20 protein-coding genes are annotated in these 19,787 nt (G+C 63.5%); 5 read left to right on the top strand and 15 right to left on the bottom strand.

Features of this window, described 5'->3' with window-relative positions:
• Window positions 1–150: 150 nt before the first annotated feature.
• From ACQ4WN_RS25140 to ACQ4WN_RS25080, 13 genes are all read right to left on the bottom strand, one after another.
• Entirely contained in the window at window positions 151–1,449 is a 1,299-nt protein-coding gene (locus ACQ4WN_RS25140) for an NAD(P)/FAD-dependent oxidoreductase (protein WP_436553966.1), read from the bottom strand.
• Between the two features lie 20 nt (window positions 1,450–1,469).
• Entirely contained in the window at window positions 1,470–1,961 is a 492-nt protein-coding gene (locus tag ACQ4WN_RS25135; RefSeq protein ID WP_436553965.1) for a hypothetical protein, read from the bottom strand.
• A 92-nt stretch (window positions 1,962–2,053) separates the two neighbouring features.
• Window positions 2,054–2,827 carry a transporter gene (locus ACQ4WN_RS25130; RefSeq protein WP_436553964.1) on the bottom strand — a complete coding sequence of 258 codons (774 nt, stop codon included), beginning with the start codon at window positions 2,825–2,827 and terminating at the stop codon, window positions 2,054–2,056.
• An 85-nt stretch (window positions 2,828–2,912) separates the two neighbouring features.
• The gene (locus tag ACQ4WN_RS25125; RefSeq protein ID WP_436553963.1) at window positions 2,913–4,568 is read right to left on the bottom strand and encodes a methyl-accepting chemotaxis protein; all 1,656 of its coding nucleotides are present in this window, start codon (window positions 4,566–4,568) and stop codon (window positions 2,913–2,915) included.
• Window positions 4,569–4,753: 185 nt separating this feature from the next.
• Window positions 4,754–6,136 carry a multicopper oxidase family protein gene (locus ACQ4WN_RS25120; RefSeq protein ID WP_436553962.1) on the bottom strand — a complete coding sequence of 461 codons (1,383 nt, stop codon included), beginning with the start codon at window positions 6,134–6,136 and terminating at the stop codon, window positions 4,754–4,756.
• 2 nt (window positions 6,137–6,138) lie between these two features.
• Window positions 6,139–7,497 (bottom strand): TolC family protein, encoded by a 1,359-nt coding sequence (locus tag ACQ4WN_RS25115; protein WP_436553961.1) that lies wholly within the window; start codon window positions 7,495–7,497, stop codon window positions 6,139–6,141.
• 1 nt (window position 7,498) lies between these two features.
• Window positions 7,499–7,843 (bottom strand): hypothetical protein, encoded by a 345-nt coding sequence (locus ACQ4WN_RS25110; RefSeq protein ID WP_436553960.1) that lies wholly within the window; start codon window positions 7,841–7,843, stop codon window positions 7,499–7,501.
• Between the two features lie 126 nt (window positions 7,844–7,969).
• Window positions 7,970–8,404: a hypothetical protein gene (locus tag ACQ4WN_RS25105; RefSeq protein WP_436553959.1), complete on the bottom strand. Its 435-nt coding sequence runs from the start codon at window positions 8,402–8,404 to the stop codon at window positions 7,970–7,972.
• A 41-nt stretch (window positions 8,405–8,445) separates the two neighbouring features.
• Window positions 8,446–8,982: a hypothetical protein gene (locus ACQ4WN_RS25100; RefSeq protein WP_436553958.1), complete on the bottom strand. Its 537-nt coding sequence runs from the start codon at window positions 8,980–8,982 to the stop codon at window positions 8,446–8,448.
• A 134-nt stretch (window positions 8,983–9,116) separates the two neighbouring features.
• On the bottom strand, window positions 9,117–10,691 hold the full coding sequence (locus tag ACQ4WN_RS25095; protein ID WP_436553957.1) for a sensor domain-containing diguanylate cyclase: 1,575 nt from the start codon (window positions 10,689–10,691) through the stop codon (window positions 9,117–9,119).
• Window positions 10,692–10,829: 138 nt separating this feature from the next.
• Window positions 10,830–11,387 (bottom strand): NADPH-dependent FMN reductase, encoded by a 558-nt coding sequence (locus ACQ4WN_RS25090; protein WP_353656460.1) that lies wholly within the window; start codon window positions 11,385–11,387, stop codon window positions 10,830–10,832.
• An 88-nt stretch (window positions 11,388–11,475) separates the two neighbouring features.
• Window positions 11,476–12,594: an alanine racemase gene (gene alr / locus ACQ4WN_RS25085; protein ID WP_436553956.1), complete on the bottom strand. Its 1,119-nt coding sequence runs from the start codon at window positions 12,592–12,594 to the stop codon at window positions 11,476–11,478.
• A gap of 13 nt (window positions 12,595–12,607) precedes the next feature.
• A complete protein-coding gene (locus ACQ4WN_RS25080; protein ID WP_436553955.1) occupies window positions 12,608–13,897 on the bottom strand; it encodes a D-amino acid dehydrogenase in 1,290 nt (429 codons plus the stop codon).
• A gap of 105 nt (window positions 13,898–14,002) precedes the next feature.
• On the opposite strand from ACQ4WN_RS25080, the gene ACQ4WN_RS25075 reads away from it, so the two are divergent.
• The 3 genes from ACQ4WN_RS25075 (at window position 14,003) to ACQ4WN_RS25065 (ending at window position 15,937) form a co-directional block, all read left to right on the top strand.
• Window positions 14,003–14,503 carry an Lrp/AsnC ligand binding domain-containing protein gene (locus tag ACQ4WN_RS25075; protein ID WP_071322999.1) on the top strand — a complete coding sequence of 167 codons (501 nt, stop codon included), beginning with the start codon at window positions 14,003–14,005 and terminating at the stop codon, window positions 14,501–14,503.
• A gap of 148 nt (window positions 14,504–14,651) precedes the next feature.
• Entirely contained in the window at window positions 14,652–14,999 is a 348-nt protein-coding gene (locus ACQ4WN_RS25070) for a hypothetical protein (RefSeq protein WP_070222194.1), read from the top strand.
• A 77-nt stretch (window positions 15,000–15,076) separates the two neighbouring features.
• Entirely contained in the window at window positions 15,077–15,937 is an 861-nt protein-coding gene (locus ACQ4WN_RS25065; protein WP_436553954.1) for a tetratricopeptide repeat protein, read from the top strand.
• On the opposite strand, the gene ACQ4WN_RS25060 is transcribed toward ACQ4WN_RS25065, so the two are convergent.
• Entirely contained in the window at window positions 15,914–16,882 is a 969-nt protein-coding gene (locus ACQ4WN_RS25060) for a GlxA family transcriptional regulator (RefSeq protein ID WP_436553969.1), read from the bottom strand. The two genes, ACQ4WN_RS25065 and ACQ4WN_RS25060, sit on opposite strands and share 24 nt — an antisense overlap.
• 142 nt (window positions 16,883–17,024) lie before the next feature.
• On the opposite strand from ACQ4WN_RS25060, the gene ACQ4WN_RS25055 reads away from it, so the two are divergent.
• Window positions 17,025–17,657, top strand: a complete 633-nt coding sequence (locus tag ACQ4WN_RS25055) for a cysteine hydrolase family protein (RefSeq protein ID WP_436553953.1) — start codon at window positions 17,025–17,027, stop codon at window positions 17,655–17,657.
• A 54-nt stretch (window positions 17,658–17,711) separates the two neighbouring features.
• Window positions 17,712–18,272, top strand: coding sequence for a YdcF family protein (locus ACQ4WN_RS25050; protein WP_436553952.1), 561 nt, complete (start codon window positions 17,712–17,714; stop codon window positions 18,270–18,272).
• 10 nt (window positions 18,273–18,282) lie between these two features.
• Here the strand turns inward: ACQ4WN_RS25050 and glpK are convergent, their stop codons facing one another.
• Window positions 18,283–19,776, bottom strand: coding sequence for a glycerol kinase GlpK (gene glpK / locus ACQ4WN_RS25045; protein ID WP_436553951.1), 1,494 nt, complete (start codon window positions 19,774–19,776; stop codon window positions 18,283–18,285).
• Window positions 19,777–19,787 lie beyond the last annotated feature (11 nt).

Genomic DNA, 19,787 nt, shown 5'->3' with positions numbered 1-19,787 from the left:
ATTTATAGCCTTGCCGGCCATCCAGATATTGCCGAACCACTGTCAGCTTGAACTGCTCGTTGTACTTGGTCATGAAAAAACCCCAAAAGTTGGTGTCCAACTTTTGGGGTTCAGTTCGCAAGGCCCCTATTCCAGTTTGATAGCAACGGCTTAATGCAGCTTGACCTGCGGCGTGCTGCGCTTGATCAGGAAACGGCCCATGGCCATGACAGCCGTGCGCACGCTGCCCAGCACGGCGTTGTGGTGCATCAGGTGCAGGCTCACATACATCATGCGCGCGACAAAACCTTCCACGAACCAGCTCAGGCCCTTCAGGGAACCCATCAGGGTGCCCACCGAGGTAGTGCGGCCAAACGACACCAGCGAACCGTAGTCCAGGTATTCATACGGCTTGGTTTGCGGCGGCTTGGCCTTCGCTTGCAGCAGGAAGGTTTTCAGCAGGTAATCGGCTTGCTGATGGGCTGCCTGGGCGCGCGGCGGCACCAGCTTGCCGTCCGGCCCCGTGCAGGCGGCGCAGTCGCCCAGCGCGAAAATATTCGCATGGCCTTGCACGTTGAGCATGCCCGTCACTTCCAGCTGGCCGGCGCGATTCGTCGGCAAGCCCAACGTCGACAGGAATTCCGGCGCGCGGATGCCGGCGGCCCACACGCAGATGTCGGCCGCATAGCTGGTGCCGCTGGCCACCGTCACCTTGTCGGCTTCGATCGTGGTGACGCGCGTATCGGTCACCACGCTGATGCCATGCTTGTGCAGCAGTTTCGAGGCGGCGATGGAGACGCGCTCGGGCAGCGGCGCCAGGATGCGCGGCGCCCCTTCGAGCAGGGTGATGCGCACGTCCTTGATAGCGTTGAGATTCTGGAAACCATACGCGGCATACACGCCGCTCGCTTCGCGCAATTCGGCCGCCAGCTCCACGCCCGTGGCGCCCCCGCCGATGATGACGATGTCGACACCGGGATGGCCCGCGTCGCCCTGGCGCTGCTCGGCCATGGCCAGCAGTTTCAACAGCGTCAGGCGGAAACGTTCGGCGTCTTCCGTGGCATTCAGGGAAATCGTGTTTTCCTTGGCACCGGGCACGCCGAAGTAATTCGAGGTGCTGCCCACGGCCAGCACCAGCTGGTCGTAGTGGATCTGCCGTTGCGGCAAGAGCTGCTCATCCTTGTCGGTGGCGATGGCGCCCACGGAGAGGCTGTTCGACGCCGCGTCGAGCGCGATCAGGGGGCCATAGACATAGGTAAAACCATTGTCATGCGCCAGCATCTGGTACGACAGGCCCTCTTGATGAATGTCCAGCGTGCCGGCCGCTACCTCATGCAGCGACGGCTTCCAGATATGGTACAGGCGGCTGTCGACCAGAGTCACCTGGCCGGGGCCGAGCTTGCGGCTGAGTTTGCAGGCCAGCTCCAGGCCGCCTGCGCCACCACCTACGATAACGATTTTACTATGCAAAGATCCTCCTGCTTGTTTGTTTAGTCCCTGCGCCCGTTGCCGTTGCCATGGCCTCTGCCCGGATTGTCATCATGCTTGTCGCGCTTGCCTTCATGCTTGTCGCGCTTGCCTTCATGCTTGTTGCGCTTGTCATCGTGGCCGCGATCACGGTCATGGTCGCGATAATCGGGACGGCCATGATCGCCATGCTGCTGGCGATAGCGGGGAGCATATTGATTGTTATACCAACTATCTTGTACGAAATACACTTCTTGGTTACAGGCATTATACTTGCGGCAGTGCTTGGACCAATGTTTCGCATGACCGGGCGGCACGCGCAAATAGATGGGACGGGCTGAATAGTATTGCGGGCGCTGCACGATGACGGGCTGGGCGTAGATCAATTGCGGCGCGGGATAGTCGCCTATGTCGATGCGTCCGTAAAAGCCGGGCTGGCCGACGGTGACGGAGACCTGGGCAACAGCAGCGGTGGCGGCCGACAGCAAGGCGGCGGCAAGCATTAGGGTTTTCACGGGACACTCCTTTTATCAGTGATGTCCTGATTGTAGACCTTGTGCGTCAGCTAGTTTGTTCGCAAGGACACATAAGGAAAGCCTTGGCAAACTCACCACAGCTTGCCCAAAGGCACAACCAGTCCGCTGAACAGCGACCAGTCCGGAGACGCCGCCGTCAAGCCGCGCGCCATGCCGATATCGATGGCCAGCCGCGGCGTGGGACTGTACGTGGCCGCCAGCAGCAACTGCGCGGTGGCCGGCGCGCCGCGCAAACGCGTGCCCGACACTTCCGCCGTTGCGCCCCAGCGCGCGCTGACGGGCGTGGAAAAGGAGGCCGCCCAGCCCGTTTGTACCCTGCCCGTGCCAGGGTCTGTCGCCCCCAGGCGCGTGGCGTTCAGGTTGGCGTCCATGTGCACGGCGCCCAGGTCGCGGCTGACAATGCCGTTCAGCGACACGTCGCTCTTGCCGCTGCCGATGGCGTCCTTGGCCGTCGGTAACTTCCAGCCCAGTTCCAGGCCCAGCGCCGTGGCGCTGTCGAGCTCAAAGGCGCGCTTGAGCACGATGGTCGTGTCGCCCACGCCCGTCTCGCGCCGGCCCGTTTCATCGCGCGCGCGCTCGATCCCCTCGCCTTCCAGCAGCAAGCCCCATTCGGGCGTGAACGCCAGTTTAAACGTGTATGGGAGGCTGGCACGGCGCGTGTCGTCCGTTTTCGACAGCAGGCCGCCCACCTCGAACTCCAGTTGGCCTGGCACAGGCAGCTGGGCGGGACTGGCCACGGAAGGTCGGTAAGGCAGGACGGGATCGCCGTCCTGCGCCTGCGCCAATGGCGCCAGGGACATCAGCAATAGAGAGAAACATAAGGGCGGCAGGAAAGGAGATGACATGGAGGAACTCGGAAGTGGCAAATGCGCAATAGCGACAGCCTACCACCAAGCCCATGTGTGCGTGTTGCGCCCGATCCTGCCGCGTTCAAGCCAGGCGTCGCACGCCCTGCTTGACAGGAGGCGCCGGGCGGCGCAGTGGCGTGACATTGCTGGGCGAGGCCACGGCGATTCGTTCGGCCTGGGCATGCAGGCGGAACACGCCCACCAGTTCCGTCAAGGTCTGCGCCTGGTCTTGCAGCGACTCGGCGGCAGCCGCCGCCTCCTCCACCAGGGCCGCGTTCTGCTGCGTCACCTGGTCCATTTGCAAGACGGCCTGGTTGACTTGCTCGATGCCGGCACTCTGTTCGGCGCTGGCGGCCGTGATTTCCTGCATGATGTCGGCCACCTGGCGCACGCTGGCGACGACTTCATCCATCGTCTTGCCCGCGTCATGCACGAGCCTGGAACCGATTTCCACCTGCTCGACGGAGTCGCCGATCAGGGTCTTGATTTCCTTGGCGGCCTGGCTGGACCTCTGTGCCAGGTTGCGCACTTCGGACGCCACGACGGCGAAACCTCGCCCCTCCTCGCCCGCCCTGGCCGCTTCCACGGCCGCGTTCAAGGCCAGAATGTTGGTCTGGAAGGCGATGCCGTCGATGACGCTGATGATGTCGACGATCTTGCGTGAGGAGGCATTGATCGATTCCATCGTCTGCACCACCTGCCCCACCACGACGCCGCCCTTGCCGGCCACATCGGAGGCGGCGCCGGCCAGCGTATTGGCCTGGCGCGCATTGTCCGCGTTCTGGCGCACGGCCGACGTCAGCTGCTCCATCGAGGACGCGGTTTCTTCCAGCGAACTGGCCTGCTCTTCCGTGCGTGACGACAAATCCAGGTTGCCCTGGGCGATTTCGCCCGAAGCCGTGTTGATGGTATCCGTGCCCGAGCGCACCTGGCTGACGATGCCCACCAGCTTGTCGCGCATGGTTTTCATGGCAAACAGCAGACTGCCGTTGTCGTGGCTGGCCGTGCGGATATCCACGGTGAGGTCACCCTCGGCGATGGCGCCCGCGATCCTCACGGCATACGCCGGTTCGCCGCCCAGCTGGCGCGTCAGTCCGCGCGTGATCAGCGCCCCCAGCGCCAGGCCGGCCACCATGCTGGCCAGCACCAGCGCGAGCATGAAGCTGCGGCTGGCCTGGTACACGCCCGACGCCTGCGCGGCTGCAGCCCTGGCGCGCTCTTCTTTCTGCAGCGAGAGCTTATCCAGCATACCGTCGAGTTCATCGGCATGCTGGCGCGTCTTGTTGAGCAGATCGACCATTTGCGCGCTGCGCTGGGCCAGCGGTTCGGCCGCCGCCAAGGTTAGCGCCTGCTGCATGGTGACGACGTACACGGCTTCGACGGCGGCGAAGCGGGCAAACAACTGCTTGGCAGCCGGCGTGACGAACAGCGGTTCCGCCTTGGCAAGGTAGCTTTTATTCATGTCGAGGAATTTGGCGATGTCGGCCTGGCGCGTGGCGCGCTCCTCTGGAGTAGTGGCCAGCAAGAAATTACTACGGGCGCGGCCCACCTTGATCAAGGCGATGTTGGCTTCCTTGATGTACGACAAGCCCATCAATTCACTGTTGTACATCTGCCCCGCCATGGTATCGATCTTGCCCATGTTGAAGATACCGATGCCGGCCACGACGGCCCCCATCAGCGCGACACAAAAAAATGCCGCCAGCAAGCGCGTTCCCACCTTCATCCGGTTCAACATGATTCCCCCCCGTAGACTGGCCGATACCAAAAGTAACTGGAATGATCTGGCTTGAATATAAAGAAAAATCACGAAAAAAAATGCTCAGATTGTCACTACATAATAATTCCTTGATATTAAACAACATGCAAAACGGCTTGCCATGCTAGGCAAGCCGTTCGTCGTGACGCCGGCAATGCGCGAGATTAATGCCCGCTGTGAGCGGCCGGCTTGCGCACCGTCATTTCGACGCTGCCTTTCGCCACCGGTTTGCCAGCGCCCTGGCCGCGCACCGGCTCCGGCAAGACGCCCGTCCATTCATACGCCACGCTGCCGGCCGGGTGCTTGTACCAGCCAGGATCGCGGTAATCGCCCGGTTTCTGGTCCTTGCGCACCTTGACTGTCGTAAACATGCCGCCCATGCCGATGGCGCCGAACGGGCCCTCGCCGGCCATCATCGGCAAGGTGTTGTCGGGGATCGGCATCTGCATCTCGCCCATGTCAGCCATGCCCCGTTCGCCCATCACCATGTAGCCGGGCACGAGCTGGTTGATCTTCGCCGCCACGCCCTGGTGGTCGACGCCGATCATGGTGGGCACGTCATGCCCCATGGCATTCATCGTATGGTGCGACTTGTGGCAGTGGAAAGCCCAGTCTCCCAGGTCCGTGGCCGTGAACTCCACGGCGCGCATCTGGCCCACGGCCACGTCCGTGGTCACTTCAGGCCAGCGCGATTCGGGGCGCGTCCAGCCGCCATCCGTGCCCGTCACCTCGAATTCATGGCCATGCATGTGGATCGGGTGGTTGGTCATGGTCAGATTGCCCACGCGCACGCGTACCTTGTCGCCCTGGCGCACGACCATGGGGTCGATGCCGGGGAAGACGCGGCTGTTGAAGGTGAACAGATTAAAATCCGTCATGGTCATGATCTTCGGCGTGTAGCTGCCGGGATCGATGTCGTAATTGCTCAGCAGGAAGACGAAATCGCGGTCCACCTTCATGAAGTTCGGGTCTTTCGGGTGCGTCACCCAGAAGCCCATCATGCCCATGGCCATCTGCGTCATTTCATCGGCATGCGGGTGGTACATGAAAGTGCCAGGCCGCTTGGCAACGAATTCATACACGAAAGTCTTGCCGGGAGGAATGCCCGGCTGGGTCAGGCCCGTGACGCCATCCATGCCGTTGGGCAAGCGCTGGCCATGCCAGTGCACGCTCGTGTGTTCCGGTAATTTATTGGTGACAAAGATGCGTACCCGGTCGCCCTCCACCACTTCGATGGTGGGGCCCGGCGACTGGCCGTTGTAACCCCACAGATTGGCCATCATGCCGGGCGCCAGTTCGCGCACGACGGGTTCGGCCACCAAATGGAATTCCTTGACATTGTTGTTCATGCGCCAGGGCAAGGACCAGCCATTCAGGGTGACGACGGGGTTGAATGGCCGCCCGTTCGGCGGTGGTGGCGGCGCTTTCGTTTCCGCGCCAGCCATGCTGACGGCTTCCGGCAACGAGGCCGCAGCCACGCGGCTGACGGCCGCGGCACTCAGGGCGACGGCGCCTGCATTCATGAAAAAGTTTCTACGTGTAATCATCATTATTCCTTCGCGGCTGGGCCGCTGCCATTGATGGCCGATTGCAATTCGGTTTGGGCGATCCAGAAATCGCGTTGGGTCTCGATGGCGCTGTTGACGCTGGCGACCTGCTCGCGCGCGTCAGCCAGCAGCTCGAACACGCTGGCCAGCATGCCGTTGTAGCGCAGCAATACTTCATGCGAGATCGTCTTGCGCAGCGGCACGACTTCATCGCGGTAGTGGCGCGCCAGGTCATACGCCGTGCGGTAGCTGGAATACGCTTCGCGCACTTCGGAGCGGGCCCGCACCGCCGTGCCCGCCGTACGCTGCAGCGATTGCTCGTACAAGGCTTGCGCCCTGGCGTTGCGCGCCGAACCCCAGTCGAACAGGGGCAATTCCAGCGAAACCTGATAGCCATTCTCGCGCGGCGCCTCGCTCGTGCTCTTGTTGGTATAGCCCACGTCGAGCACATTGATGAAACCCGTCACCTTGGCCAGGCCCAGCGCGTCGGCCGTCGCGTGCGCATCGAGTTTCGCTCTCTGCACGTCGAGGCGCTGCTCCATCGCCTGCGCCTCGATATTGGCGGCGTCCAAGGCCTGGGCCGGCAAGTCGGGCAGGCGCGATGGCAAAGTGAAGGCTGTCTGCTTGCCCCACAGGCCCAGCAAACGCGTCAGGTGCTCGCGCGTGGCCGTAGCCTGGTGGCGCGCGCGGGCCAGGTCGCCGACGGCATCGGCATAAAACACTTGCTGGCGCGCCTGATCGAGGCGGCTCCAGTTGCCCGCCTGCTGCAAGCGCGTGGCCAGCTCGGCGCCCGCCTCGGCCGACAGCAGCGCCCGCTGCATGAAGGCTTGCGTCTGCACGGCAGCGACAGCATTGAAATAGGCGCGGCGCGTATCCGATGCCAGTTGCACGGCGCTGATGGCCGCTTGCAGCTTGGCTTGCTCGAAACGGCCCCGCTCGATATTCACGCGCATCGGCATGGTCAGCAAGCCGGCCAGGTCGAAGCTGACGCCCCGGTCGATTTCATTGCCGTTGCTACCATGCGAGCGGCCGAACGACAGGCCGGGATTGCGCAAGCGCCCCGCTTGCACCAGGTCCGCCTCGGACGCACCCAGTTCGGCCAGCGCCACTTTCATGGCGTGGTTGTTCATCAGGGCGATGCGCACGGCGCTGTCGGCGTCCAAAGGCTGGGCCAGCAGGCTAGCCAATTTTTCCTCGCCGCCCTTGTCCGCCAGCGCGTCGGGTGCGCCCGTGCGGGCGTCGGCCAGCGCGGACACCGTCTGCATGCCGCCATCGGGGCTGAAGCTGGTGCAGCCATTCAGCAGCAGAACGGCCGCCAGCGCCAGTGGCGTCAGGCAAGTTGATTTTGTGAAACGGGCCATGTCAGTGTCCTTCATGCTGGTGTTGCGGGGCGGGCTGGGGAGCGGGCTGGGGACTGGGCTTATCCATGGGCATCTTGTGGCCGTCCTTCTTGTGGCCCTCCATCTTCATCATGCCCATGTGGCCACCTGCCTTGCCGACTTTCTCGTTGAGGGCGCGCCAGGTCTGGTCGGGCGTGGCGTCGTCTTCGGCGGCGGGACGGTAGCCGGCGAAAGCGGAGCGGTAAGTAGTAGCCGGCACGGACGCTTGCGCCTCTTGCGGGGCAGGCTGAGACTGCGCGACGGCGGCCAGCGACAGCGCGGCAAGCGCAATGCCGGCGGCCAGCGTGAGGCTGAATAATTGTTTCATGGTATTCCTTGAAGGACAGGGTATGGCGCGGTGGGCGCGCGACGGGAACGCTGGCGCGGCCGGTACAAGCTGCAAGATCCAGATGCAGGGACGTGCGACGGCGGCACCGCCAGGTTCAACGGGCGGTCAGGCGGAGCGCGTGCTTCTCGGGGGACGTTCGGGACCAAGCGGGATATGCCCGGCGAACAGGCAATCGGGCGCCAGCGCCGGAGGCGGCGCGCGCAGGGTCAAGGCGTGCAGGGCCGGCATGCCCGGAGGCGCCGTGGCACCCACGGTGCAAGCGCCATGGTTGCTGCAATCGTGGCCATGGTGCGTGGTGCCGCCATCGTCCATGGCCATTTTCATCGGCTGGTCCGTCATCTGCATGTCGGCCATATCTGCCATGTCGCCCATGTCGTGGCACTGGGGTGCCTGCATGACTACAGCGGTGACGGTGACCGCCGCCGCCAGCTCGTCCACGCAGCAGCTGCGCATGGCCGACGCAAAGCCCTGCAAGGGCAGCGTGACGGCCAGCAGCCAGAGCAGCGAGCGGGCGAGAAAGCGTAAAAAGGCACGGTTCATGGCAAGACTATAAACCTTCCCACACGAGGAAGGTCAAGTCCCTATTTTCGCCCGTCGCCGTGCGTCAGCCAGATCACGTACACGCCGTAATAGCCCTGCCCCTCCAATATGACCTGGCCAGCGGCAAAATGGATTTTCTCCACTTGATTGACGGTGAAATATGCGCGGCCATCAGCCGCTTCCACGTCGCCCCTGTAACGGGCGCGGGGCCGGCAGTAGCCGCTGGCGCGCCCGATGGCGCACATCAGGTCGCCGATCATGAAGTCGTCAATCATTTCGGCCAGCAGCGGCCGATGGCCCGCCAGCATGGCCATGATGTCCGGGTAGCCGGCGTCCCTGAGCGCGGGCAAGTCGCTTTCCTCGTATTGCAAGTCGTCTTCGCGGCAATCCTGCACGAAACTGTTGAACGGTTCGTCGAGCAGTCCCGCCAGCGCCGCTTCCGGCACGCTCAGGCGGAACGGGTGCAGCGGCAGCACGCTGTGCTGGCCGTAGTTGAGTTCGCGGCAATCGAGGAAGGCCAGCGGGTGCGGCTGACCATTGACCTCGCAGCAGATGCCAGGTTCTTGCTCAAACATCATCAATATCCATCCCTGCCATACCTGCTGTCCTCGTCGTACCTGATCAGGGCCACATGGTAAGCGCTGGCGGGCAAACCGGACAGGCTCAGATACAACAGAAAACAGCGGATCAGTGTATGCCGCACGGCTGCCTGTCAGGCGGGCTCCGTGATGCCCACGCAATTGCGTCCATTTTCCTTGGCCACATACAGGGCCGCGTCGGCGGCCAGCAGCACGGCGTCCGTGCTGCGCCCGCCGTGCGATGACGAGACCACGCCCAGCGAGACCGTGATGGCGCCCGCGCCGGGAATCACGGCGGCTGCCACCTTGGCGCGCAGGCGCTCGGCCACCTGCATGGCCACGTCGAGGTCGGCATCGGGCAGCAGCATGATGAATTCATCGCCGCCATTGCGGCACAGCACGTCAGCATCGCGCGAACAGGCGCGCATCAGCTGCGCCAGGTGCAGGATGACCTCGTCGCCAACGGCATGGCCCCAGCGGTCGTTGACTTGCTTGAAATGGTCGATATCGATGGCGATGACGGAAAACGGCCGCGCCTGCGCCTGCCAGTCGTCCAGCGCCGCCGCCATGCCGCGCCGATTCGACAAGCCCGTCAGCGGGTCCGTCTGCACATCGGTCTTCAGCTTGCCAATCTTGTTCTGCAACAGCGCCAGGCCCTTCAGCAAGGCTTTCTTGATCTGCGCCGCTTCCACATACCACGAGCGGATGGCGGCGATGTGTTCTGCCGTGCCGGGCGCATCCATGTGCCGCGCGCCCTCGGCCAGCTGCACCAGGGGCCGCGAAATCAGGCTGGCCAGCCACCAGATGAATGGCAGGCTCAGCAAGGCGATCGGCAGCGAATGCCACACCGTATTGGCCATCAGCTGGTTCAGCGGGGCCAGTGTCATGGCCGTCGGACGCTGCGCCACGATACCCCAGCCCGTCGACGGCATGACGGCGTAGCCGGCCAGCATATCCACGCCCAGGCTGTTGTACATGCGCCGGTTGCCGCCGCCCTGCTGCGCGATAATGGCGTCGATGATTTCATTGCTGCCAGCCACGTCGCCCAGGCGATCAGGGTCCGGGTGGTATAGCAGACGCCGCTTCTGGTCCACCACGTACAGGTAGGAGCCATCGCGGTAGTAATGCTGGCCCAGCATGGTGTACAGGATATTTTTCTGTTTCAGGTAGATGCTGCCGCCCACATAACCGAGGTAGCGGCCATCCTTGCCGATGATGGGATGCGAGATGAAGACCACCAGGTTGCCTGCCGAAGAGACGTAGGGCTGCGTCACCAGCGGGCGCCGCTCGCGCAGCGCCTGCACGGCGCCGGCCGAATCGAGCGTGCGGTTTTTCAGGGCCAGGGTTTCCGGCGACACGCCCAGCACCTTGCCCTGGGCATCGACGATGAGCACGGAATTGAAGCTGTTCGTTTGCAGGCGCAGGCGCTGCGCCTCATCCGTCAGCCACTGCTCGTCGCCCATGCGCGCAGGCAAGCTGCCCGCGCTGTAGGCGAGCTGCTGGCGCGCCGACTGCAGAAAATCCTCGGCCGTGCTGGCCAGCTTGCTCGCATACGCGTGATTCGCTTCCAGAGTGGTATCGATCAGCAACTGGCGCTGCACGCTGTAGCTGGCATAAAACGTATTGGCCAGGGACACCAGGGCGCTGGCAAAGGCCACGAGCACGATCAAACGGCGCAAGTTCATGCGCGGAACAGGTTTAGTCCACATGGCGTCGGCAAGAAAAAATATTGCGCTAAAGAAAGGGCGCATTATACCGAGACACCCGTGCCAATATTGAAATCTTGGCATCAATGGTCAAAGAATGTGTACAAGCGGCAACGCAGAACGCTGCCGCCTTGATATGCATCAAGCGTGAATGGCGTGTTTCCTGACCCAGTCCACATAGCGCTGCATCCACCCCTGGAAGAAGCCCAGACTGGCCGGGCCGATGCCGCCATGCTCGTCGAACAGGCCGTCCTTGGCCTGGATAAACATCTCTGGCTGGCCCAGCAGGGGCACGTCCAGGTAGGCCAGCACATTGCGCAAATGCTGCTGCGCCAGGGCCGTGCCCGTGGCGCCCACGGAAACACCGAGCACGGCGCCCGGCTTGCCGCCCCACACGCTCTGGCCGTACGGGCGCGAACCGTGGTCGAGGGCGTTTTTCAGCACGCCGGGGATCGAGCGGTTGTATTCGGGCGTGAGGAAGAGCAAGGCTTGCGAAGCGGAAATGTCGGATTTGAGGCGCAGCACCTGCTCAGCCTGCGCGCCATCATCGTCCTGGTTGTACAGCGGCAAGTCACCGATGTCGATATGTTTGAAGGAAAACTCGGGCGGCGCCAGCTTGATGATGGCGTCGGCCAACTTGCGGTTGAAGGAATCCTTGCGCAGGCTGCCGACGATGATTGCAACTTGATATTGGCTCATGAAAGTCCCCGATGATGGTTAAAAAAAAGCCCTGAAGTGCGACGCACGTCAGGGCTATCTTGCCACACAATCATCGGTTTCGCGCTGCTTAGCGTGCGGCGCCGGCTAATCCCTGATACTCGCGGTAGTAGCGCCCGCCAAGATTTGTCAGCACTTCATAGCCGATGGTATTGGCCATGGCCGCCACGGCGTCGACCGGGTGTTCGGCGCAGATCAGGTCGACCAGGCTGCCCGGCGCGACGCGCTCCTGCGCGATGGCGCTCACGTCCAGCGTGATGGAATCCATGGAAATGGCGCCGATCTGCGGCACTTTCACGCCATCGACGATGGCCAGGCCCTGGTTGCTCATGCTGCGCAGCCAGCCATCGGCATAGCCGACGGAAATAGTCGCCACCTGGCGCGGCTCGCTGGCCGTGTAGCGGCGGCTGTAGCCCACGTGGTCGCCGGCGGCGATCGTGCGCGTCTGCAGCACTTTGCCCTGCAGGCGCACCACGGAGCGCAGCGGATTGGGCGCGTCGCCTTGCGGCGCGATGCCGTACAGGGCCGCACCGGGGCGCACCAGGTCAAAGTGATAGTCGGGCGACAAAAAGATGCCCGAGGAATTGGCCAGGCTGGCGCGGTACTGCGGCAAACGGGCGCGGATGGCGCTGAAACGGGCCAGTTGCTCGCCATTCATCGGGTTGTTGCGCTCGTCGGCGCACGCCAGGTGGCTCATGATGTAGCGCACCTTGATGCCGTCGAGAAAGTGAGGGTCAAGCAGCCAGGCGTCGATTTCCTGCGGCGACAAGCCCATGCGCGACATGCCCGTATCGACTTGCACGACGGCGTTCAGGGTGGTGCCCAGCGCTGCTGCATGCTTGCGCCAGCCCGCCACCTGCGGCTCGCTGTTGAGCACGGGTATCAAGCCGTGGGCGGTGAATTCGCCTTCCGTATCGACGGGCGGGCCGTGCAGCACGAAAATTTCCGCGTCCGGCGCCACATGCGGGCGCAGGCTGATGCCCTCTTCCAGGTGGGCCACGAAGAAATGGCGGCAACCCTCTTCATACAGGGCCGCGCCCACTTGCGCGGCGCCGAGGCCATACGCATCGGACTTCACCACGGCCGAGCAGGCGGCCGGATGGGCCTTGTCGCGCAGCAAGCGGTAGTTGGCGCGCACGGCGTCCAGGTCGACCGTCAGGATGGCGCCGCTACGTTCCTTCGGAGGCATGCTGGCCGCCATCTCAGGCCACCGCGTGTTGCAGTTTGCCATTGCCCTGCGCGCCGCTGTAGCGGCTGACGGACAGGTCGTCTGCCAAAATAGCCGGCTGTTTCGACGACATCAGGTCGGCCAGCAATTGCGCCGAACCGCAGGACATGGTCCAGCCCAGGGTGCCGTGACCCGTGTTCAGGAACAGGTTGCGCAGCGGCGTGCGGCCGACGATCGGCGTGCCGTCCGGCGTCATCGGGCGCAGGCCAGTCCAGAACGTGGCTTCCGCCGTGTTGCCGCCGCCGGGGAACAGGTCGTTGACGACCATTTCCAGGGTTTCGCGGCGGCGCGGGTTCAGGTTCAGGTTGTAGCCGGCGATTTCCGCCATGCCGCCCACGCGGATGCGGTCGTCAAAACGCGTCACGGCAATCTTGTAGGTTTCATCGAGGATGGTCGATACGGGGGCCTTGGCCGCGTTGACGATCGGCACGGTGATCGAATAGCCCTTCAATGGATACACAGGAATGTCCAGCAGCGGCTTCATGAAGCCGGTCGAGTAGGAACCCAGGGCCACCACATAGGAATCGGCCTTGACGATTTCCGCGCCGCATTGCACGCCAGCAATTTCGTCGCCCTGCGTCAGCAACGCGTCGATCGCCACGCCATAACGGAACTTCACGCCCAGCGCCACAGCCATTTCCGACAGGCGCGTGGTAAACAGCTGGCAATCGCCGGTTTCATCGTTGGGCAGGCGCAAGCCGCCGAACAGTTTATCCTTGACCGCTTCCAGTGCCGGTTCGGCGCGCGACAGCTCGTTGCGCTGCAGCACTTCATACGGCACGCCTGCATCTTTCAACACTTCGATATCTTTCGCGGCGTCGTTGTATTGCTTTTCAGTGCGGAACAATTGCATCGTGCCTTGCTGGCGGCCTTCATACGTGATGCCCGCCTCCGCGCGCAGCACCTTGAAGCAGTCGCGGCTGTATTCAGCCAGGCGCACCATGCGTTCCTTGTTCACCGCATACGCTTCCGGTGTGCAGTTACGCAACATCTGCCACATCCATTTGAGCTGGGCGGCGCTGCCGTCGAGCGAGATGGCCAGGGGCGCGTGGCGCTGCATCATCCACTTCACGGCTTTCAAGGGAATGCCGGGCGCAGCCCATGGCGAGGCGTAGCCGGGCGAGATTTGCCCCGCATTCGCGAAGCTGGTTTCCAGTGCCGGGCCCGGCTGGCGGTCGATGACGGTCACTTCATGTCCTGCCTTGGCCAGATAGTAAGCACTGGTGACGCCGATGACGCCGCTACCCAGAATCACGATACGCATAGTTTCCTCATTATATTTTTTAGGCTGACGCCAGATTAACCGCTATCATATTGGGAAAGAGCCAGTATTTGTTCACGTATAAATCGAGATATTCAGCAATAAATCATGAGAATCCTTAAAGAATCGGCACGTGGCCTCGACAAGCTGGACCGCCACATCCTGCGCATCCTGCAACAGGATGGCCGCATCTCGATGAAAGACCTGGGCGAACAGGTGGGCCTGTCCATCACACCCTGCATCGAACGGGTCAAGCGCATGGAGCGCGACGGCGTCATCACTGGCTACCATGCCAAGGTGAACCCGGCCGCGCTGGGCGCCAAGCTGCTCGTCTTTGTAGAGATTACGCTCAATCAAAAATCGGCGTCCGCCTTCGAGCAATTCCGCCGCGAAGTGCTGCAAATTCCCGAAGTGCAGGAATGCCACCTGGTGTCGGGCGACTTCGACTACCTGATCAAGGCGCGCATCCATGAAATGGCCGAGTACCGCAAGCTGCTGGGCGACATGCTGCTGCAGCTGCCCGGCGCCGCGCAATCGAAAAGCTATGTGGTGATGGAAGAAATCAAGGAAACCCTGGCGCTCTCGACCGAAGTGCTGCAAAACCGCTGAAGGTACCGCCTGCCGGCACCGTCGGCATCATTTTTTACGCCTTTGTATAATCTCGTAGCACATTCGTGGCGACGCAAGCACACTCCTATCCTGACATCACGCCCGTCCCCTCTGAGACTGGAAGCAGTGATGCACACTGGGAGTCCATATGAACACATTGATAAAACTGGCAGCTTCCTGCCTCGCGGGCCTGGCCGTGGCCATGTGCACCGCCAGTGAATACAAGGTCAACCGCGCGCCGGACAATGGCGCCATCTATCAGAACATCAAGGTCGGCAAGACCACCCGCCTCGACCTCGACGCGGCCCTGGGCAACGCCACCGTCGTCAGCTTCGATCCCGGCTATGAAGTCTGGGTCTACAAAAACCAGCTGCAAGCGCCCAAGGTGACGCGGCTGATCCCCCTGCTGGGTGAAAAAGGCACGCGCGAAGTGGCCGTCATGTTCGACCAGGCGGGTGTCGTGAAGAAATTCCGGATACACGAGCCGCGCAAGTAAGCCGCGCAAGCAAGCCACGGGGACGCGCCCGCTGCGTCCTCTTGTTCTACACTGGCGTTTTATGCTCCGGTGCCACCATGCAATTACCCGCAAGCCTCACGCACATCTCGACAGACCAGGACTGGCAACACACGACAGCGTACCCACCGCTCGGATTCACTCCCTTTTCCGAAGGCGCGCTGGGCAATGGCGACACTTTCGGCCTGTACTGGCCCATCGGCCGCGAAGCGTCCGAACCGATCGTGGTCGAGACGTGGCACGACGAGTGGCGTATCCAGCCACACTTTTCCAGCCTGGCGGCGTTTCTGCAAGCCCATGCAGCCGCGGAGGACGAGTGTGTCGGCACGCCGTCGCTGGCCGACGACCCCGCTTCGCCGCGCGCTGCCTTTCTGGAAGCCAAGGAACAGATCGCGCAACGCAACCCGGACGCGGCCATCGCGCTGCTGGAAGCGGCGCTGGCCATCGTTCCCGAATATACGGATGCGCTGGCCTTGCTGCATGGCCAGTATGTGCGCGCGGGAAGAGTCGATGCAGCCGTCAAAGTGGCCATCCAGGCCATCATTTCACCACCGTCCTTGGGCGGCCCGCCATTCAAGGCCTTGCAATGGCTGCGCACGCAGGCGGTGCCGGCGGGGGAACTCGATCCCATCTGGCGCGCGTGCAAGCAGTTGTCGTTCCACTTTGGCGGCAGCAAGGACAATGCGGACTACCCCGTGCTGATGGCCGCCATAGAAAGCTATCTGGAGCACGGCAACTACCTTTGCGCCTCGACCCTGATGCAAACGTATGCCGAACTGATGAGCGCGGAAACCGTGTCCTTCCAGGAACGCTACGCCTTCGAACCGGCCGCCTTCATTGCGCAGCAAATCGCCGTCAGCGCGAAGCTGGCCCAGGGCAGCCGCGACCCGGCGGCGCTATGGCTGCCCGACCTGGCCTAGTTGCTGCCGGAACAGCTTGCGATACGCCGAGGGCGACGTCTGCAAATTCGCCCGGAAATGCTGGCGTAGCGACAGGGCCGTGCCGAAGCCGGCCTCTTGCGCCACGACGTCGATCGAGGCCGCGCTTTTTTCCAGCATGCCTTGCGCATGCGCCAGGCGCTGGTTCAGCAGCCATTGCTTGAACGACGTGCCCATGACCTGGCGGAAATGGCGCGTAAAATTGCGCCGGCTCATGGCGGCCCGCTCGGCCAGCGCGTCGATGCTGTGCGCCTGGTCCAGCTTGGCGCTCACGCTGGCGAGCACGTCGGCAAAGCGCCCTTCGCTGCCGGACACGGGCAGCGGGCGCTCGATGAATTGCGCCTGCCCGCCCTGGCGGTGCGGCGCCACCAGCAGCCGGCGCGCCACGCGGTTCGCCACCTCGGCGCCGGCCAGCTGGCGCAGCAGGTACAGACAGCAGTCGAGGCCGGCCGCCACGCCGGCCGACGTCAGCACGCCGCCATCGTCCACGTACAGCACTTCCCGGTCCACCCTGACCTTCGGATAACGGGCCGCCAGCCGGTCCGCCATGCCCCAGTGCGTGGCCGCGCTCTTGCCATCCAACAAGCCCGCCTGCGCCAGCGGAAACGCGCCCAGACACAGGCCCACCATGCGCGCACCGCGCCGGCTGGCCGCCTGCAGCGCCTCAATGAATGGCGCCGGCGCGTCGCGGCAATCGTCGTGCCAGGCAGGCATGATGACGATATCGGCCCCCTCCAATCCTTCCAGCCCGAACTCGGGCGTGATGTCGAAGCCGGCCGCCGTGCGCAAGGGTGAGGGTTCGGCGGCGCACACGCGCACGTGGAAAGGCGGTAGATCGGCCTCGTCCGTCTGAGCGCCAAACACGAGGCAAGGCACGGACAAGTGAAACGGCGTCATGCCGTCGAAGGCGATCACGGCCACGCTCAAGGGGGAGGAAGAAGCAGGAATAATAGACATGGCCCGATTTTATCGTATATCGGCCTTCAGGCCACTTTTTGTTTGCATCGCGCAGCCTGACAATGGCCGTATCGAGGAGCTGTTTCCTCCTTTCAACCTTCCAGGAGAACCCATGTCCACTACCCCACGCCGCGCCCTGCTCGTCATCGATGTACAAAATGAATACTTCACGGGCGACATGCCCATCGAATACCCATCCGTCGACATTTCCCTGCCCAACATCGTGCAGGCCATGTCTGCCGCCCGCGCCGCCGGCGTGCCCGTCATCGTCGTCCAGCACGATGCGCCGGAAACCTCCCCCATCTTCGCCAAGGGCAGCGATGGCTGGCAACTGCATCCGGCCGTCTCAGCATTCCCTGCCGACCACCGCATCAACAAGACCATGGCCAGCGCGTTTGCGGGTACAGACTTGCGCGCCTGGCTGGAGGGCCACGGCATCGACACCCTGACGGTGATTGGCTACATGACGCACAACTGCGACGCCGCCACCATTTACCAGGCCGCGCACGACGGCTTGCAAGTCGAGTTCCTGCAGGACGCCACCGGCTCCCTGCCCTACGCCAACGCGGGCGGCACTGCCAGCGCCGAGGAAATCCACCGCGTCTTCAGCACCGTGTTTCATTCGAATTTCGCCGCCGTCGCCAGCACCGAGGACTGGCTGGCTGCCGTGCGTGAAGGCAAGCCGCTGGAAAAGGACAATATTTACCTGTCGAACCAGCGCGCGCGCAAAGCGCAGGCGAACTGACGCCGGAGGGAATGGACGGGTATCATGCGTCCATTCCCTACTTGATGATGAACGATGCGAAAAATAACTGTGCTCGGTTCAAGCACTGTCGGTGTTTTCCTGCTGGCCACGGCCGCGCTGGTGCTGGCGGGACTGCACGACAAGCTGGCCCCGGCCGATGTGATCGTCGTGCCCGGCAACACCATCGCGCCCGATGGCACGCCCAGCCCCCGCCTGCAGGCGCGGCTCGACGTGGCGCTCAAGCAGTTCCAGCAACGCAGGGCGCCGCGCATCCTCGTCAGCGGAGCCACGGGCAAGGAAGGTTTTGACGAGGCGGCATCGATGGCACGCTATTTGCAGTCGCGTGGCGTGCCGGCCAGCGCCATCATTGAGGATAATCAAGGCTGGACCACGGATGCCACGGCCCGCAACGCGGCGACCCTGATGCGCGCGCACGGCTGGAAGACAGCCATGGTCGCCACGCAATATTTTCATGTGCCCCGCTTCCGGCTGGCGCTGGAGCGCAGCGGCATCGCCGTCAGCGGCCAGGTGCATGCGCCCTATTTCGAGCTGCGCGACCTGTATTCCGTGCCGCGCGAAACGGTGGGCTATGCCGTGTATTTCATGCGGCCCTGAGCGCCCGTTTTCACTCGCTCCAGTCGCGCGAGCGCTCCACGGCGCGCTGCCATTTGTGCAGGCGCGTCAGGCGCTCGTCGGCCGCCATGGACGGTTCGAAACGGCGTCCCACCTGCCATTGCGCGGCGATTTCTTCCTGCGATTCCCAGAAACCCACGGCCAGGCCCGCCAGGTAGGCGGCGCCCAGAGCTGTCGTTTCCGTCACCACGGGGCGCACCACGGGCACATTTAATATGTCGGCCTGAAACTGCATCAGCATGTCGTTGCGGGCCGCGCCGCCGTCGACGCGCAGCTCGCTCAAGGCGATGCCCGCGTCATCCTGCATGGCGGACAAGACGTCCACGTTCTGGTAAGCCACGCCCTCCAATGCGGCGCGCGCGATGTGCGCCTTGCCCGTGCCGCGCGTGATGCCGATCAGGGTGCCGCGCGCATACGGGTCCCAGTACGGCGCGCCGAGGCCCGCGAAGGCGGGCACGAAGACCAGGCCGCCCGAATCGGGCACGCTGGTGGCCAGCGCTTCCACTTCGGACGAGTCGCGGATGATGCCCAGCCCATCGCGCATCCATTGCACGGCCGCACCCGCGATAAAGGCGCTGCCTTCGAGCAAGTAGTCAGTTTTATTTGTTCCCGGCCCCAGGCTCCAGCCCACCGTCGTCAACAGCCGGTTTTTCGAGGACAGGGGGCGCTTGCCCACATTCATCAGCATGAAGCAGCCGGTACCGTAGGTATTCTTTGCCATGCCCGGTTTCAGGCACGCCTGGCCGAAGGTGGCGGCCTGCTGGTCGCCCGCGATGCCGGCGATCGGCACGGACACGCCCAACAAGTCGACGTGCGTGTGCGCGGCCACGCCGCTCGATGGCACGACGTCGGGCAACAGCGAGCCGGGAATGTCCAGCAGCGCCAGCAAATCCGTGTCCCATTGCAGCGTATGGATATTGAACAGCATGGTGCGCGCCGCGTTGCTCGTGTCCGTGATGTGGGCGCCGCTCATCTTGTAGATCAGCCAGCTGTCGACGGTGCCGAAGGCCAGCTCGCCCCGCTCGGCGCGCGCGCGGGCACCAGGCACGTTGTCGAGCAGCCATTTGAGCTTGGTGGCGGAAAAATAGGCGTCCAGCACGAGGCCCGTCTTGCGCTGGATGAGGTCCGCCTTGCCCTGCTCGACCAGTTGCTCGCAGTAAGCCGCATTGCGCCGGTCTTGCCAGACGATAGCGTTGGCGACAGGTTCGCCCGTGGCGCGGTCCCACAGCACCGTCGTTTCGCGCTGGTTGGTCACGCCGATGGCGGCCACGTCGGATGCGGCCACGCCGCTGTCGCGCAGCACCTGCTGCAGCACGCCCTCTTGCGAAGCCCAGATGTCGCCCGCGTCGTGTTCGACCCAGCCCGGCTGGGGAAATATCTGGCGGAATTCACGCTGCGCGCTGGCGTGCGGCCGGCCCGCATGGTCAAACAGGATGGCGCGCGAACTGGTGGTGCCCTGATCTACAGCAAGTATGTATTTGGTCATGGTCGCTACTA

Origin of the sequence: Janthinobacterium pasteuri, assembly GCF_051380775.1 — a bacterium.
Taxonomy (GTDB): domain Bacteria; phylum Pseudomonadota; class Gammaproteobacteria; order Burkholderiales; family Burkholderiaceae_D; genus Janthinobacterium.
This window is presented reverse-complemented; position numbering and strand designations above follow the sequence as displayed.